Raw genomic sequence first — 16,281 nt, 5'->3', positions numbered from 1 at the left:
ATTGAGTATTCTTTTATGTCAAATCTTTCCCAAAAAACAAACTATGCTGGAAGTCAAGGTTTCAGTTTAATTCGCAATTCTAAAAGTTCCCGTGACATTTTTGAATTTTTAATGACCGGGATTGCAACAGCTTGTATTTTAATCACCTTGATTCCGCTTTTTGCAGTTTTGTTTTATGTTTTAGTTAAGGGGGCTGGACGTTTAAATTTAGATTTATTTACCAAGCTTCCCCCCGTTGCGGGTCAAACAACCGGAGGCATTGCCAGTGCTATTCTTGGCACAATACAAGTGGTGGCAATTGCTACTATAGTTGCTATTCCCTTTGGGGTTTTAGCTGCAATTTTTCTTTCGGAATTTGGCAAAAATGGTCAATTTGTGCGTTGGATTCGATTTATTACAAATGTTTTGAGTGGTGTTCCTTCAATTATTGCGGGGGTGTTTGCTTACAGTTTTATTGTGTTAAAAATGGGAACGTTTTCTGTGCTGGCGGGTGCGATTGCTCTCTCGATTTTGATGTTACCTACGATTATTCGCACCACCGATGAAGCTCTACAAATTGTTCCCCAAGAGATTCGTTGGGCATCCGTTGGGGTGGGGGCTTCTAATTATCAAACAGCATTACAAGTAGTTCTTCCTGCCGCCTTACCCGCCATTTTAACCGGGGTAACGTTAGCTGTTGCCAGGGCTGCTGGAGAAACTGCACCCCTATTATTTACCGTTGTTTATACCAATAACTGGCCTAAAGGCCCTTTGTCTCCGACCCTTCCCTCCCTCGCCTATTTAGTTTATGAATTTGCTAGAGGGTTTGATAAAGTTTTACAGGAGTTTGCTTGGGCAGCATCCCTGGTATTGGTGGCTTTAGTGTTATTAACGAGCGTAATTGCCCGATTTGCGACTCGTCAAAAACAGTTTTAAGTCTAAGCTTTAAACCCGAAATGATAATGGCTAGGTTACTCGATTTGGGGTAACTTTAACCTGTAATTAGACGGTCATCAGAATTTTGTATGAATTGATGAAAATACTTAATTTTGATGTGGATTTTTTAATTATTGTATCCTTTAAGGAGTTAATCTCATGTACGATTTTCATCAGTATGCCTCGGTAGAAATGGAAACGGTCATCCAAACTGAAAATATTGATATCTATTATGGTGATTTCAAGGCTGTTCGGGGCGTTTGTTTAGAAATTCCTAAAAATAGAGTCACGGCTTTTATTGGGCCTTCAGGTTGTGGAAAGAGTACGATTTTACGCTGTTTTAATCGTCTCAATGATTTAATTCAAGGATTTCGATTAAAGGGGAATATATTTTATCATAATCAAAATCTATATGCCCCTAATGTTGATCCGGTAGAAGTTCGTCGTCGCATCGGAATGGTGTTTCAAAAACCCAATCCTTTCCCCAAATCAATTTATGATAATATTGCCTATGGGGTTCGGGTGAATGGATTAGCTAAAAATAAAGCGGAATTAGATGATATTGTCGAAAAATCGCTGCGTCAAGCCGTGTTATGGGATGAAGTGAAAGATAAACTCAATCAAAGTGGTTTTGCATTATCAGGCGGTCAGCAACAACGACTTTGTATTGCAAGGGCGATCGCCATTAATCCTGATGTTGTGTTAATGGATGAACCCTGTGCTTCTTTAGACCCAATTTCTACTTTAGCCGTTGAAGATTTACTTCACGAACTCAAACAAAATTACACCATTATTATTGTTACTCACAATATGCAGCAAGCCACACGAGTTGCAGATATGACGGCATTTTTTAACGCCAAAGCCATAGAAGGTGGAAAACGCTTTGGCTATTTAGTGGAATATGATGACACCCAAACCATCTTCCAAAATCCCAAAGAAGAAGCCACTCAACAATACGTTAGTGGTCGGTTTGGATAATCAGTTATCAGTTATCAGTTATCAGTTATCAGTTGTTAGTCTGGAGTTTATGGCTGATAGTTTTCAGCCATAAATCATTAACAATGAACTATAAACGATTAACTGCTAACTCTCCACTGATGACTGATACAGACGTGCCATGGCACGTCTCTACACTGATAACTGATTAAGGGTTTTTAATCCATTGACGCAGGAGATTATCTTTAACCATACTTTGGCATAACAGTTCTATTAAATAATCTTGGGCTTCTTCTAAATTTAAGGTTTTGACTTGTTCTTTTAGAACTTGTAACTTGAATTGTTGTTCAAGACTGAGGTTTGCAGGCGTTTTCATATTCACTCCTCTGACTAAGTTGTACAAATCACAAAGATTCGGACTGACTAAGTTAACCTGTATCACACTAAATGTAAATTATCGTAACAACAGCTTGACAAACTGTCCATAATGCACATTTTGGAACTAATCTCTGTTGCAAAAATTCACAACTAACTCAGAATCGCTCTATGATAAAGGGTGAAACCTTGAAACATCAGTGAATGAAGGGATTTTAACCGTGATGGATGCAATGGAATTTTTTCACAAGAGTGCGGGAACCTGGCGATCGCAACGAACCACTCACCATTTAGCCTTTAGACAAGCTGAAAAAGGATTTTCTGATATTCAAGTCACCAGCTTAGATGCAGGCGATCCTAGAGTCATCGAAATTTGTCAGATGCACGAAGTTGACCCCAGTTTAGCCGCCGGGGGTGCTTATGTCACCTGGGCGGGGGAAATGGCTTGGGATAAGGAAGACGAAAACCACAAAGGATCAACGGTGTTTGCTATTGTTCCTGATGCTGAAAATCCCCGTAAAGGCAAAATGTTGCGAGAACGGGGTTATGCAGAAATTATGCCCGTTGCGGGTGAGTTTGAAATGGATGAAGATGATGCCTTAATTTTAATTACTGAATATGAAACCATGAGTTCCATTGAACGCTTTTGGTTTGTTGGTTCAGATGTGCGGATGCGAACCAGCGCCGTTAAACGATTTGGTGGGTTTAATACCTCAACATTTTGTACGGAAATTAGGGTTAATCCTGATGCTGAAAATTCATCAGAATCAACCCCTGAAGATAGCCAATTTTATTCAGCTTTTGGTTGGTAATCTCGTCGGGTGGGTAAGCGCAGCGCACCCACCTCATTGTTAATCATTGATTTTTCCAAATTATCCTCTACCGACTACAATAATAAACACAAACACAGCAATTAATAAAAACCATAAAATCCCCTCTCCATGATCAACAGTTTGCTGTTTTTCTAATCTAAACACACAACCATTTTTTAAACAAACCGCTTGGTTTTCGGACGTTTTTCTGAGCTTGCAACCGACTTGAGGACAGGACATAATATTAACTCCTATTTAGATGATTTTTCAAGAGCTTCAAGAAACCGAGTTTCTCGTTTAGGGTTTGTTGTGAAAATCAAGAGTTTTCATTCAGAAACCCGGTTTCTGCTTCAATTAGTTTGCTTTTGATAATGTTGGGTTTTTGAGGGGAGGACAGTTGTATAAGACAACGGCAATTAATAACAGCATGATAGCAGTTAGTTGTAACAAGCTGACGGGTTTTTGATCGACGAGTACCGCAACAATAAACTGCACAACGGGAGAAAGTACCCCTAACATCCCCACCTGGGAACAGTCAATCATTTGAGAGGCTTTTGATTGTAAAAAACTAGCGATGGTTGCTAAGGTACATCCGCCAGCCAATACTAAGAAAGCACTGGAATTAACAGCAGTTAAGGGTTGAACATTAGCCGGAAAAACGCTATTGAAAATTACAATTACAATTAAAACCCCTGCAATTAAGCTTTGTTCCAGCCAACTGTAGGCGAGGGGGTTACTGACCATTTTTAAAGCGTGTTTGCGTTCACATAAATACAGCCCCCAAGTTAACGAGATGAAGACAGCAAAATGAGGGATTTCTTGAGCTTCATAGAAGAAAATAATCGCTGAAAATACCGAAATTCCAACACAAAGCCGTTTAATTGTGTTAAGCTTTTCTCCTAATAAAATTGTTGATAAAACGGCTGTTGCTGCGGGAGCGAGGAACATTCCGATGGCGGCTTCTACTTGATGTCCTAGAGCGATCGCACCCATAAAAAAGCCTAAATGTAACGCTAAACAAAAGGCAGATATAGCCACTTTTGCAATAACTTTTAAGCCAAAGTTGCAAACTGTTTCCCATTGACCTGTGATGAATAAAATCACTCCTACAATGGCAAAGGTGAATAAGCAGCGATCAAGAATTAAAAGCAGTGTTGGGAGGGGTACATACCGCCAACATAAGGGTAGTACACCAAAGAATAACGGAGCGATAATGGCATAGGAAATCCCTATTGATTTCTGTCGCATAGCGGGTTTCTCTTAAACTCTGAAACCACGCTAGGTAAAATCATTAGTGCAGCAACAGCGCAAAACTAAGCAGTTTAATTGCACTATTCTGCACCCTTCATATTTAACGATAAACCGATGAGGAAACCATTATGTATATTAGCGATCGCACATCTTTTATTAAAAGTTAAAACTGACAAAATTTGATAGCAGAACTCGAAGAAGAATGTCAAACCGTTATTCAGGTTTTAGATAAAATTCAGACAGGAAACTTATTAAGCTATAGTTAAAAAATGGATAGTTTAGCAGAGTTATTAGCATCAATAATTCATCTGCAAACCCATTGTGGCGAAGATTTACAAACTTTAATTGCTGAAGAGTTAGAACAGTTGCCTGATTCAGAATGATCAGAGTAAGATTGTTAATGATTAAATTATCCCCCGTAGGGGCGAGGCGCGCCCATTGGTGTCAACTTAAGGAAAGGCGATCGCAACGACTAATGGGAGTTGAAGAGGGCGATGAGTAGTCGCCCTGGCAACGTGGCAACTGTAGGTGTTAGTTTAAAGGGGCGATCGCCAAGGTCAGTGTTAGTGGAAGGGGGAAAGAAATCAGATGAGTAAAACAACAGGGAGAATTTTGAGAAATGCGGATTTAAGGCATCAAAGTCAAATGGCAGGGCCACCATTAGAAGTGCTAGAAAAAGAACTGTATAGACTACTAACACCCGAAAATTTTAAACCGTTAAAGGAAAGCCGAGGAATTCAGGAAAAAAAACTGCGTTCGCGAGTATTAAATTTACCGGTGATGATGGCAGTAGTTATTGGCTTAGTGTATAGAAGAATAGCTGGATTGCGAGAACTGTTAAGAATTCTAACGGAAGAAGGAATGCTGTGGATAGAATCGTTCTAACCAATGTCATCACCCCGTGCGATTAGTCTCAGTCTTATGGGGAAAAACTTGGTATCGCTATTTAACCAATGTCTTAGATCCAGAGGAATTATCGGCTCAACAAGTTTGTGAGTTGTACCGAAATCGCTGGCAAATTGAACAAGCCTTTTTATTAACGGGATTTGAACAAAGTTCAAGCCCAAACAAGCCCCAAATTGCTTAGATGTAGAGCAAATACATCATGATTCTCTTGGAGCCAAGCGACAAATCGATAAGATANGTCAGGAGAAAAAGCGATCAATTTAGCAGAAAATATTCTATCTTCATTGCAAGCCGGAAAATCGATTATTTTAGTGACTTCTTTTGATGCTGCTTTCCCCTATTTACTCACATCTGAACATCCTATCCCCGTCTCGGATCAAATTTTTATAGAAACCTTAGAACCCCCTCCTACCTTACTCATTATTGGAGCAGGTCATATCGGAGAAAAGTTAGCTAAAATTGCTGATTTTATGGGCTTTCAAATCGTGATCCAAGATTCTCGTCCTGAATTTACCTCTCCTGAACGATTTCCCCCCAATTCCTTGATTTTTAATCAAAGTATTGCAACCGTTTTACAACAATTAACGTCCCCAAAAAACTTATATATTGCTTTAGTAACAAGAGGTTATGAATATGATATTGAAGCTTTAAAAAGTATTTTAAATATTAATTTACCGTATCAATATATTGGCATGATTGGCAGCCAAAAACGAATCCAAGTTGTTTATAAAGCTTTACAGAATTGTGGGATTTATTCTCATCAACTTCAGCCAATTCATTCTCCTATTGGATTAGATATTGGTGCTTTAACCCCTGAAGAAATTGCGATTAGTATTGCTGCGGAATTAATTCAAGTTTACCGATCTAAACGTTAATTGTATTCTAGGAAAAGGGTCTTGATGGATTTAATATGGCGTTTTGGCGTACCTATTATCACTTAGTTTGGGCAACAAAAAATCGACAACCTTTGATAACGGCTGATCGAGAATCAGAGCTTTATGGTTATATTATTGGTAAAGCCGATTATTTAGGATGTATTGTTCATGCAATTGGGGGTGTGGAAGATCACATTCATCTTGTGGTTTCTATTCCTCCAAAATTATCGGTTTCTGAATTTGTCAAAAAAATTAAAGGGAGTAGTGCTTATCATTTGAATCATACGCTTTCAACTTCGGGGTTAGGGTTTAGTTGGCAACATGGGTATGGGGTTTTAACATTAGGAGGGAAACAATTGGAAGATGCTAAAGCTTATGTGAATAATCAAAAACAACATCATTGTTATGGGACTACAATTTTGGGTTTAGAACCAGATTATCAAGATAAGGATTAGATGCTTTAAGCTCTGAGCCGTGAAATCAATTTCCGGCTTAGAGCTTAAACCCGTTAAAACGGGTTGTTTTTTGAATTTTTAACTATCTTTAGATAGTTTTAGCTTTTAGCCCGAAATTTATTTCAGGGAAACTCAGATTTTGAGCGGATTAAGTTAAAAGCTAAATCTGTCCCATCCAGATAGAGCCGTGAAATCAATTTCCGGCTCAGAACTTAAACCCGTTAAAACGGGTTATTGTTTTAATTTTTAACCATCTTTAGATGGTTTTAGCTTTTAGCCCGAAATTTATTTCAGGGCAACAAACCTGATAGGAAATAACCCGTTTCTCCTACAACCTTTCTAACCAATTTTGCAAAGCTATATTAATCAGATTTTCTAGTTGATTCAGAGATTCTATAGAATCTATTACCTGGATAAATTTTTCAAAATCTTTGTAGTGATAGACTTTATCAATAGATCTTTTACCTTTAAGAATATACCCAATAAGATTTATCTGTTGAAAGTCATTTGTAAAAATTTGCATTTTACCTAAAGGATATTTAGAACCCATAACTTGCCGATCTGGGATTGGTAAATAGAGATAAAAGAGATTATCTTGACGAATTTCAACACAAATATTATCTTTACCTCGTCCGTACTTAATAACTCCTGGGGCATAAATTTCTTGAATTTTTTCGTGAAAACACAAAATATGTTTTCTCAACTTTAAAATATCTTGTTGTTTTTCGGGTGAGCAATTTGCTATTATTTTTAGTAAACTATTAGGTGGATGGGGTAAATAACAGGATAAATCAAATACATCATTTTTATCATAATTTATTTTTGTACAAACAGTTTTTTCTCTATCAATATTAGTTAAAGATAGAGCTAAACTATCCGATTGTTCAAGAATCTCAAAAGAGAAAAACTCTAAAGATAGCTTGCTATGTTCTTTGTCAACAAAATTGTGTTTATGAAAGCTGGGCATAATCGCCATTAGACGGATAGGTTTATTATAATCTATCTCCAAATCAATCGGCTTAACCATAATCAAATTATTATAGTAACGAGTGAGTTGTTGAACCACTCCTCGATCTGTAATATTTTTTAGCTCTATTACAACTATAGCANGCTGGGGCTGAAACCGGAGCAACAGGCTTGCTAACGGTAGGAGCAGGGATAGACGGTTGAACCGTTGGGGTTGAAGTTGAACCTCCAGAAGCGGCTTGCACATCTTCGGCGACGATGCGACCATGGGGGCCACTTCCGCTTAATCTGGCTAAATCAATATTGAGTTCTTTAGCTAATTTCCGGGCGCGAGGAGAAGCAACAATTCTGCCATTGCGAGAGGTTGTCGGGGGTGCGGCTGCAACTGTTGCAGTGGTTGCCTGTGAACTGGCTGCAACGGCTTGAGCCACGGGTGCTGGGGCGGATGTTGTCGCACTCTGAGAAGAAGCTTTTTGTTTCGCCTGTTCAATTTCAGCTTGGGTTTCTGCGATCAACGCAATGGTATTACCCACAGGGGCCGCTTCTCCGGCCGGAACAATAATGGTCGCTAGATATCCTTCATAAAAGGATTCCACATCCATATCGGCTTTATCTGACTCAACGATCAGAACGGTTTCCCCTTTTTCCACCTTATCACCGGGGGATTTTTGCCAAGAAACGATTTTACCCTCCGTCATCGTTGAACTAAGGGCAGGCATAAAAACTTCGTGAATTGCCATAAGCGCTAAAAAAAATAAAAGTTCAAACGTGATCAATAAGCGTTGACTGTTAAGCGTCAAAACTTCGACCCTTCGCAAGCTCAGGACATCGCAAGACTTCGGCTTGAGCGAGCGTCGAACGCTCAGTGTAAAGCCGTCAACAGCCAACTATTAACGGTCAACCCTCAACCGTCAACCCCCCTTAAATGTCTCCGCGAATTTCTTCAATGAGACCATCTCGTAAGAGAATTTCGACTTGCATTTTAGTGATCAAATTGTCGCCTTCTACAACGGTAAAGATGCTTTCAATTTGTCCTTGACTCACTTCTTGTTCGAGTTCCAACGTTTGAACTTGTTGGAGTTGTTGCAAGTTTTGATTTTTCTGATCTAAGAGTTGACTTTTACGTTCATTCACCTGAACTTGTATCTCTTCTACTTGTTGCAGGGCATCGGGGCCAAGGGGTTGCAGACTTTGGCGTTTAATTTCTGCAATCATCCGTTGTCCTTGCATTTCTAACTGTTGCAACTGACTATCAATTTGATTAATTTGGACTTGAAGTTGCTGTTGAGCTTCTTCCTTCCAACGGGGTGTGACCACCGCTTTCACGTTGATCGGTCGTTTTAACAGTAATTGTCTGAGATTGTCCATAAGTTATTCTGTTTGTCCGTTGTCAGTCCTCCGTCACCCGTAACCTGTAGGGGGACGCGCACGCCCCCCGTACACAACCGTACATCGACTGCATCCCACAAGGATATGCAAAGATGGTGACGGCTATCCTCAGTTGACAAGTTCTTATTCACCTTTGACTGCTAACGGGTGACGGTTTCATACATTTTGTTAATCATATCGCGGTAGCGTTCCATTACAACGGGGCGCTTAACCTTCAAGGTTTGGGTTAACATCCCATTTTCCATAGAGAAGGGTTCTGAAAGTAGCTGAAACGGGCCAATACGATCATCAATGCGATAACTGGGACGGTTTTTAACTTCGCGGTTGAGTTCTTCTCGAAACAAGCTTTGAACCGCAGGACTGTCTAAGGTAATTTCCTGAGTTGGGTTCAGGGATGCTTCGGAAGATTTTAAGGTTAAATTTTGGTGAATTGCCCATTGTTTTAAAGCATCTAAATTCGGAACAATTAAAGCCCCTAAGCATTTTTGATCTTGACCGACTAACATGATTTGATCAATATAAGGACTGCGTAAACAAGCATCTTCAATGGCTTGGGGTTCAATATTTTCACCATTGGTTAAAACAATTGTATCTTTCGCCCGACCCGTTAATACTAAGTCGTTGTCCGGGGATAACCAACCTAAATCTCCGGTATCAAACCAGCCATCACCATCAATGGCTTTGGCTGTGGCTTGGGGATTTTCAAAATATCCTGTCATTACCTGTGGCCCCCTGGCTAATACTAACCCCTTTTGACCCCAGGGCAAGATTTGACGGGTTTCGGGGTCAACGATGCACAGTTCTGTTTGGGGAATAGGTTTACCCGATGACCCGCGTAAATTATGCCATTCTCGACGGGCACTTAACACCGGGGCGGTTTCTGTTAAACCATAGCCAACTAATAAATTAATTCCGACAATTTCATAGAAATTTTCTAAGTGCATGGCTAGGGAACCCCCGCCACTAATGGCAAATTTCAGTTGTCCCCCTGTGGCTTCTCGAACTTTTTGATACACTAAGCGATCGCCTAAATAATGAATCGGCGCTAATATCCAGGTTTGTAACTGGGCGAGGAATTTTTCAGAAGTTGAAGGAGAATCTAAATTTAAGGTTAATCCTTGAACAAGGCGACAAGCTAAAATATATCTTTCACTGATGGAAAACAAGAAATTAACAATTTTTTGTCGAAGGGCAGGTTGTTCTCGAAATTGTTTTTGTGCACTTTCATAAATTGATTCCCAAATTCGGGGAACACTGACCATATAATGGGGTTGAAATTGCTTTAAGTCTTGCTTAAAATAACGAATACTTGTATAAACAACGGTGCATCCTTGGGATAAGCAAAAATATTGTCCGGTGCGTCCCAAGGTATGCCAAGTGGGAAGAATACTGAGGAAGATTTCACCTGGGTCGGGGTGAATGACATCAGGAATCGCATTAATTTGATGCAGTAAATTTTCATGGGTTAACATTACTCCTTTCGGTTTTCCAGTGGTTCCTGAAGTATAAAGGAGTGTGGCTAAGGTATCAGGATGATACTGTATGGGTTTAAGGGGGGTATTTTTCCCTTTTTCCATCAGTTGGTTAAAATTTAAAACGGGAATGGTGGGTAAATCACGGGAATTGGGGGTTTCATCAGACAGTAAAATTACGAATTGAATCGGTAGATCTTCAATTTGGGGACGCAATTTTTTCAACAAGGCAAAGTTTTCTACCACTAAGCCTGTACTGCCACTATCTTTAAGAATATAAGCTAATTCTAAGGGATCGGCTGTTGCTCCTCGTACCACATCTGCCGCCCCAGCCGTGAGGATTCCTTGATCTGCAATCATCCACCGGGGGCTATCATCGGAGAATAAAGCGATCCGTACAGGTAAAGCTTCCGTTGTGGCTTCTATTCCCAGGGTTTGTAAGCCGGTGGCAAATTGTTGAATTTGTTGCCACACTTGCGAATAGGTTAGGCGAACTTCTGGTTTCCCGTGAGGGTCATGTAGCGCAATAATTTGACCGACATTTTGATCCAAAATTGGCCAAATTTCAGGAAAACAGTGTAGAGAAGAATACAGAGAACGCCAGTCAGTAGGATTAATCATAGACAGCCATGTTAGTTAATCAACAACGTTGAAAGGAATCCCTAAAATTAGAGGATTCTATTTTGATACTGTGACTATCTTAACGGAGCAAGAGGACTCTCTAGGGAAATAGCGGACAGATTTTTGTCTGGCTTAGGTTTAGGCGATAGAATTTTGATTAATAATTAACCGTCAACCCGAATAATTTATGACGGGTAATAAAAACTGTCGCTGAATTGCAGCAATATCAATGGTACTGATAAAGCGCACTTCAGAACGACTATATCGATCTTGTCGAATAGCGGCTTCTTGAACTAAATTTTCATAGCTACTTCGCTTCAACATTAATATATCGCGTTCTGCTAACGCATCGGCTAAGGTTCCTTCTTGGAAGGGCGTAGTTGAGTTGGTTCGATTAATTTGTTTAATTAAAGTTACCAATTCAGTCGTTATTAATTCTAATTCCGCTAATAAATCTTCGGGGTTTTCCGCCGGTTGTTCCCCTTCCTGTACTTTTGCAATTAGGGATAACCGTTGTCTTAATTGCGCTATTTTTTTCTGAGAATCCCCTCGTAAAATCAAGGCTTCAGCTAATTTCAAACTCGCTCACCTCCATCCCACTTACAGTTTCGTTTTTTTGGGTATTTTTTATTCCTAATTAATGTACTACATAAATAGTACATTGTTGTCAAGGGGAGATTGAAAAAATTTTGGTCACAGTCATTCTGGAGAAGATCTTGACAAATATAGATAATTGTGCAGAGATGGGAATAATCGGAAATCCCAACCCTTAAAACCTACAGCCTATGCAAAACAACACCTTCAGCCTCACGATTAATGGTGAAAAGGTTTTGATTCAAGACCTTTCCCCGACCCTAACCTTGCTGGAATACTTGCGCCGCAGTGGACGGGTGGGGACGAAGGAGGGGTGCGGGGATGGGGACTGTGGAGCTTGTACAGTGGCGGTTGTGGGTCAGGGGTCGAATGGACAACCCCAATATCTAGCGATGAATAGCTGTTTAATTCCCTTGGCTGCGATGGCGGGACGGGAAATTATTACTGTTGAAGGGGTTGGGAAAGACGGTCTGCATCCGGTACAGGCGGCGATGGTGAGTTTGGGGGGTTCCCAATGCGGTTATTGTACTCCGGGTTTTATTATGAGTTTGTTTACGGCGTACTACAAAGGTGAGGTTAATGATGAATCTTTAGAAGGAAATTTATGTCGATGTACGGGTTATTTACCTATTCGTCGAGCCGCAGAACTCGTTAATCATACCCATCCTTGTGATCAATTTAGTGAACGATTAACACAAATTGATTTATCGGTTAATTCTGTCCATTATATCACTCCTCATCAGCAGTTTTTCCGTCCGCTTCAACTCTCTGAAGTTTTAGAGCTTTTACAACAGTATCCCCATGCTAAATTAGTCGCAGGAGCAACGGATTTAGGCTTAGAAATGAGCCATCATTATCAAGAGTTTCCGACTTTAATTTCTTTAGAATCTGTTGCAGAACTTCTGGAACTTAAACAAACTTCAGATTATGTAGAAATTGGGGCTGCAATTCCTCTAAGCCAGATTGAAGAAAACTTAAAGGGAATATACCCTAGTTTAGATGAAATGTTATCTTGGTTTGCGGCTCGACAAATTCGTAACCGGGCTACAATTGGAGGTAATTTAGCAACCGCTTCTCCTATTGGAGATTTAGCTCCTGTTTTATTATCTTTAGATGCAAAATTGCGGTTAGCGAGTTTAAGGGGAGAACGGATAATTGCCATTGCTGATTTTTTTAAAGGGTATCGTCAAACGGAATTACAATCCCAAGAAGTGATTGTGTCTATCATTATTCCTAAAAACATAACTGCTAATGTTGTTCATCGTTTGAGTCAATCGTATAAAATTGGAAAACGGGGAACCGATGATATTAGTATTGTTTCCGCCGCTTTTACCATTGATTTAGATATCAATAATACGATTATTCATACCAGACTTGCCTATGGTGGAGTTGCAGCCATTCCGATTCGAGCGATTAATATTGAAACAATGCTGATTGGAAAACCTTGGAATTATGCAACAATTCAAAATGCTAAAATTTTATTAAAAGATACCTTTAACCCTTTAACTGATTTGCGAGGAAGCGCAGATTACCGTAAACAATTAGTTGCTAATTTATTTGAAAAATTCTTTATCGAATTTTCTCCCATTACCTTGCTATAAAATTATGAAAGACAATCCTAAATCCAAATCCCATGAAAGTGCCATTAATCATGTTAGTGGAAAAGCAATTTATACCGATGACCAACGACTCCCAAGCGGAATGTTATATTTATGGCCAGTTTTATCTTCCTATGCTAAAGCAAAAATATTAAAAATTGATACTGCAAATCTGAATCATATTCCGGGGTTTGTTACCCTTTTAACGGCTGATGATATCCCTGGAATCAATAACACGGGAACTATTAAGCATGATGAGGTTTTATTACCCCATGATGAAGTTAACTATTGGGGTCAACCTGTGGTTTGGGTCGTTGCAGAAACAGAAATTGCAGCCCAAAAAGCAGCAGAAATGATTAAAATTGACTATGAAGTCTTAACCCCAATTTTAACGATTCAAGATGCTATCCTAAATAATAGCGTTCATGGCGATACAAATATAATGCGTCGAGGAAACCTCACAACTGCTTTACAAAAATCTGATTTTATTTTAACGGGGAATATTGAAATACAAGGTCAAGATCATTTTTATTTAGAAACACAAGTTGCTTGGGTAATTCCTAATCTTGAAGACGGTTATCAAGTTTATTCTTCTACTCAACATCCCAGCGAAACTCAAGCCATTATTTCAGAAGTTTTAGGGATTCCTCGTAATCAAATTGTTGTCACTTGTTTAAGGATGGGAGGAGGGTTTGGAGGGAAAGAAACCCAAGCGAACCCCATCGCAGCTATTGCCGCTTTAGCAGCTAAAAAAACCGGATGTCCGGCGAGAGTTCGACTCAAACGAGATCAAGATATGATTACCACCGGAAAACGACATCCTTTTTTAGCCCAATATCAAGTTGGATTTAACTCAGACGGTCAACTTTTAGCCTTAGATATTGATTTATATTCCGATGGCGGTTGGAGTGTCGATTTATCCTTTCCCATCATGCAACGGGCAATGTTTCATATTGATAATTGTTATTATATTCCTAACTTGGAAGTTCGGGGACAAGTGGTAAAAACGAATAAAGTTTCTAATACAGCTTTTCGGGGATTTGGGGGGCCACAGGGGATGGCAATTATTGAACAGATTATCGATAAAATTGCGCGTAAATTAAGTTTACCGCCTGAAACCATCCGAGAACGTAATTTTTATCACGGAGAAGGGGAAACTAATACCACCCATTACGGTCAAGAAATTGTTGATAATCGAATTGTACGAGTTTGGGAAGAAGTCAAACAAAAATCAAATTTTGAATCTCGAAAACTAGAAATTGAACAATTTAATCAAAATCATGATTATCAAAAACGAGGGTTAGCGATGACTCCGGTTAAATTTGGGATTTCTTTTACTAAAACCGAATATAATCAGGCGGGAGCTTTAATATTAATTTACCAGGATGGCAGTATTCAACTCAATCATGGCGGCACAGAAATGGGGCAGGGTTTACAAACGAAAATGTTACAAGTTGCATCACAAGCTTTAGGGGTGAATATTAAACGATTTAGAATCATGCCCACCAGTACGGATAAAGTTCCCAATACCTCAGCAACGGCGGCTTCTAGTGGTTCAGATTTGAACGGTCAAGCGGTTAAAAATGCCTGTGAAATCCTAAAACAACGATTAGCAGAAGTCGCTGCAAAAGTATTAAATCTTGATGAACCTCAAGATTTAATTTTTGAGGAAGATTGGATTTATTGTCAAAGTTATCCCCGTTATAAAATAGCCTTTGATGAAGTAGTTAAACAAGCTTATAATCAACGAGTGAGTTTATCGGCAACGGGCTATTATCGTACCCCAAATATTGATTATGATCCTAAACTGGGCAAGGGTAGACCTTTTTATTATTATGCTTATGGGGCGGCTGTCAGTGAGGTAGAAATTGATGGGTTTACGGGAACGTTTAAACTGCGTCAAGTGGATATTGTACAGGATGTGGGAGAATCGTTAAATCCTTTAATTGATATTGGGCAAATAGAGGGGGGTTTTGTGCAAGGAATGGGATGGTTAACGATGGAAGAATTAGTTTGGGATGAACAGGGAAGATTGAAAACTTTTGCCCCCAGTACCTATAAAATTCCCACTATTAAAGAAATTCCTAAAAACTTTAACGTTCATTTATTAAAACGGGCTGCCCAGGATGGCGTAATTTATGGTAGTAAAGCCGTCGGAGAACCTCCTTTTATGTTAGCAATATCGGTGCGGGAAGCAATTCGAGATGCAATTGCAGCCTTTGGTCATACTGATTCTATTTTTTTAGCTTCTCCAGCCACACCAGAAGTGATTTTAAATGCTATTGAACAGGTACAATTAAAGTCAGTAAACTCCTTGGAACATTGAGGAATTTAATCAGTCCTTCATCCTAATATACCCATTTCATCACTTGCCTTTCTAACTTCATGATTATTCAATTTTATCAACAACTGATTCAGGTTTTATATGAAGGTGCTGTGGTCGTTGCAACCGTAACCCGTGTTATCGGTTCAGTCCCTAGAGAACTGGGGGCAAAAATGATCATTTGTGAGGATGGTCGCACGTTTAATACTATTGGCGGAGGTGCAGGAGAAGCAAAAGTTATTCAGCAAGCTAGAGAGGTTTTAAAAACCGGAGAAAAACAATGGGTTGATATCGATTTATCAGGCGCACCACAACGAGAAACTCAGNTAATCAATTTCAATCTTATTTTCCGAATGGATAACTCTACTTTTTATGACTTGTTGATTTCGGAGACTGACAGAAGAGGGATATTTACTTAAATTATATAACGGTTGTTGACGATTTTCTGCAATAGCAACCTTAGCGATCGCTTTTTCAAACGCCTCCCCCTGTAAGGTCACCTCATATTTTTTTTTCGCCTCTAAAACCGCTTGTTTTGTAGGTTCTAAGACCGCATCTAAACGCCGCAATACAATCAAAGGTAACATCACTCGCCGATATTGAGGCGGACGATAAGGGCCACGCAGTTTGTCAGCAATACTCTAAATAAAACCGACTAATTCTTGATGATTATTTTCTGTCCGTTCCTGTGAGGTCATGAGGGGTAAGCGAGAGTTACTAATATTTGTATTATCTCATCTAATCTTCCATCCTTTAAGTATTTTTTCCCTGTAGAGACGCGCCATGGCGCGTC

General features: G+C 39.5%; 16 protein-coding genes and 2 pseudogenes. 9 read left to right on the top strand and 9 right to left on the bottom strand.

Going from position 1 to position 16,281, the window contains the following annotated elements:
• Positions 1 to 15: 15 nt before the first annotated feature.
• Both pstA and pstB read left to right on the top strand, forming a co-directional pair.
• Positions 16 to 915 (top strand): phosphate ABC transporter permease PstA, encoded by a 900-nt coding sequence (gene pstA / locus PL9214_RS08665; RefSeq protein WP_072718349.1) that lies wholly within the window; start codon positions 16 to 18, stop codon positions 913 to 915.
• Positions 916 to 1,074: 159 nt separating this feature from the next.
• Positions 1,075 to 1,893: a phosphate ABC transporter ATP-binding protein PstB gene (gene pstB / locus PL9214_RS08660; RefSeq protein WP_072718348.1), complete on the top strand. Its 819-nt coding sequence runs from the start codon at positions 1,075 to 1,077 to the stop codon at positions 1,891 to 1,893.
• Between the two features lie 166 nt (positions 1,894 to 2,059).
• On the opposite strand, the gene PL9214_RS08655 is transcribed toward pstB, so the two are convergent.
• Positions 2,060 to 2,227, bottom strand: coding sequence for an NblA/ycf18 family protein (locus PL9214_RS08655; protein ID WP_072718347.1), 168 nt, complete (start codon positions 2,225 to 2,227; stop codon positions 2,060 to 2,062).
• A 223-nt stretch (positions 2,228 to 2,450) separates the two neighbouring features.
• On the opposite strand from PL9214_RS08655, the gene PL9214_RS08650 reads away from it, so the two are divergent.
• Positions 2,451 to 3,038: a phycobiliprotein lyase gene (locus PL9214_RS08650; RefSeq protein WP_072718724.1), complete on the top strand. Its 588-nt coding sequence runs from the start codon at positions 2,451 to 2,453 to the stop codon at positions 3,036 to 3,038.
• A gap of 60 nt (positions 3,039 to 3,098) precedes the next feature.
• Here PL9214_RS08650 and PL9214_RS08645 read toward each other — a convergent pair whose 3' ends face one another.
• Together PL9214_RS08645 and PL9214_RS08640 are read right to left on the bottom strand one after the other, a co-directional pair.
• Complete coding sequence (locus PL9214_RS08645) at positions 3,099 to 3,278, bottom strand: hypothetical protein (RefSeq protein ID WP_072718346.1); 180 nt, start codon at positions 3,276 to 3,278, stop codon at positions 3,099 to 3,101.
• Between the two features lie 114 nt (positions 3,279 to 3,392).
• Entirely contained in the window at positions 3,393 to 4,286 is an 894-nt protein-coding gene (locus tag PL9214_RS08640) for an EamA family transporter (RefSeq protein WP_072718345.1), read from the bottom strand.
• Positions 4,287 to 4,877: 591 nt separating this feature from the next.
• On the opposite strand from PL9214_RS08640, the pseudogene PL9214_RS08630 reads away from it, so the two are divergent.
• The 3 genes and pseudogenes from PL9214_RS08630 to tnpA all read left to right on the top strand — a co-directional run.
• Positions 4,878 to 5,331: pseudogene (locus PL9214_RS08630) on the top strand (hypothetical protein); the annotation flags it as partial.
• Between the two features lie 175 nt (positions 5,332 to 5,506).
• Positions 5,507 to 6,070: an XdhC family protein gene (locus tag PL9214_RS08620; RefSeq protein ID WP_222425213.1), complete on the top strand. Its 564-nt coding sequence runs from the start codon at positions 5,507 to 5,509 to the stop codon at positions 6,068 to 6,070.
• 35 nt (positions 6,071 to 6,105) lie between these two features.
• Positions 6,106 to 6,525: an IS200/IS605 family transposase gene (gene tnpA / locus PL9214_RS08615; protein ID WP_072718342.1), complete on the top strand. Its 420-nt coding sequence runs from the start codon at positions 6,106 to 6,108 to the stop codon at positions 6,523 to 6,525.
• Between the two features lie 328 nt (positions 6,526 to 6,853).
• Here the strand turns inward: tnpA and PL9214_RS08610 are convergent, their stop codons facing one another.
• From PL9214_RS08610 to PL9214_RS08590, 5 genes and pseudogenes are all read right to left on the bottom strand, one after another.
• A complete protein-coding gene (locus tag PL9214_RS08610; RefSeq protein WP_139295001.1) occupies positions 6,854 to 7,552 on the bottom strand; it encodes a hypothetical protein in 699 nt (232 codons plus the stop codon).
• Positions 7,553 to 7,649: 97 nt separating this feature from the next.
• A pseudogene (locus PL9214_RS08605) lies at positions 7,650 to 8,231 on the bottom strand (biotin/lipoyl-containing protein); the annotation flags it as partial.
• Positions 8,232 to 8,412: 181 nt separating this feature from the next.
• Positions 8,413 to 8,859 carry a YlqD family protein gene (locus PL9214_RS08600; protein ID WP_072718339.1) on the bottom strand — a complete coding sequence of 149 codons (447 nt, stop codon included), beginning with the start codon at positions 8,857 to 8,859 and terminating at the stop codon, positions 8,413 to 8,415.
• A 161-nt stretch (positions 8,860 to 9,020) separates the two neighbouring features.
• Entirely contained in the window at positions 9,021 to 10,973 is a 1,953-nt protein-coding gene (locus PL9214_RS08595) for an AMP-dependent synthetase/ligase (RefSeq protein WP_072718338.1), read from the bottom strand.
• A 171-nt stretch (positions 10,974 to 11,144) separates the two neighbouring features.
• The gene (locus PL9214_RS08590) at positions 11,145 to 11,552 is read right to left on the bottom strand and encodes a DIP1984 family protein (RefSeq protein ID WP_072718337.1); all 408 of its coding nucleotides are present in this window, start codon (positions 11,550 to 11,552) and stop codon (positions 11,145 to 11,147) included.
• 206 nt (positions 11,553 to 11,758) lie between these two features.
• On the opposite strand from PL9214_RS08590, the gene xdhA reads away from it, so the two are divergent.
• From xdhA to PL9214_RS08575, 3 genes are read left to right on the top strand one after another with little or no spacing between them, the layout of a single operon-like run.
• Entirely contained in the window at positions 11,759 to 13,168 is a 1,410-nt protein-coding gene (xdhA, locus tag PL9214_RS08585; RefSeq protein WP_072718336.1) for a xanthine dehydrogenase small subunit, read from the top strand.
• Between the two features lie 4 nt (positions 13,169 to 13,172).
• Positions 13,173 to 15,491 carry a xanthine dehydrogenase molybdopterin binding subunit gene (gene xdhB, locus PL9214_RS08580; RefSeq protein WP_072718723.1) on the top strand — a complete coding sequence of 773 codons (2,319 nt, stop codon included), beginning with the start codon at positions 13,173 to 13,175 and terminating at the stop codon, positions 15,489 to 15,491.
• 59 nt (positions 15,492 to 15,550) lie between these two features.
• Complete coding sequence (locus tag PL9214_RS08575; protein WP_072718335.1) at positions 15,551 to 15,907, top strand: XdhC family protein; 357 nt, start codon at positions 15,551 to 15,553, stop codon at positions 15,905 to 15,907.
• Here PL9214_RS08575 and PL9214_RS31155 read toward each other — a convergent pair.
• A complete protein-coding gene (locus tag PL9214_RS31155) occupies positions 15,788 to 16,075 on the bottom strand; it encodes a type I restriction-modification system subunit M N-terminal domain-containing protein (protein WP_245824199.1) in 288 nt (95 codons plus the stop codon). The genes PL9214_RS08575 and PL9214_RS31155 overlap by 120 nt on opposite strands.
• Between the last annotated feature and the right edge of the window lie 206 nt (positions 16,076 to 16,281).

Origin of the sequence: Planktothrix tepida PCC 9214, assembly GCF_900009145.1 — a bacterium.
Lineage (GTDB): Bacteria > Cyanobacteriota > Cyanobacteriia > Cyanobacteriales > Microcoleaceae > Planktothrix > Planktothrix tepida.
Note: the sequence above shows the minus strand (reverse complement) of the source record. Positions and strands in the feature narration are given on the sequence as shown.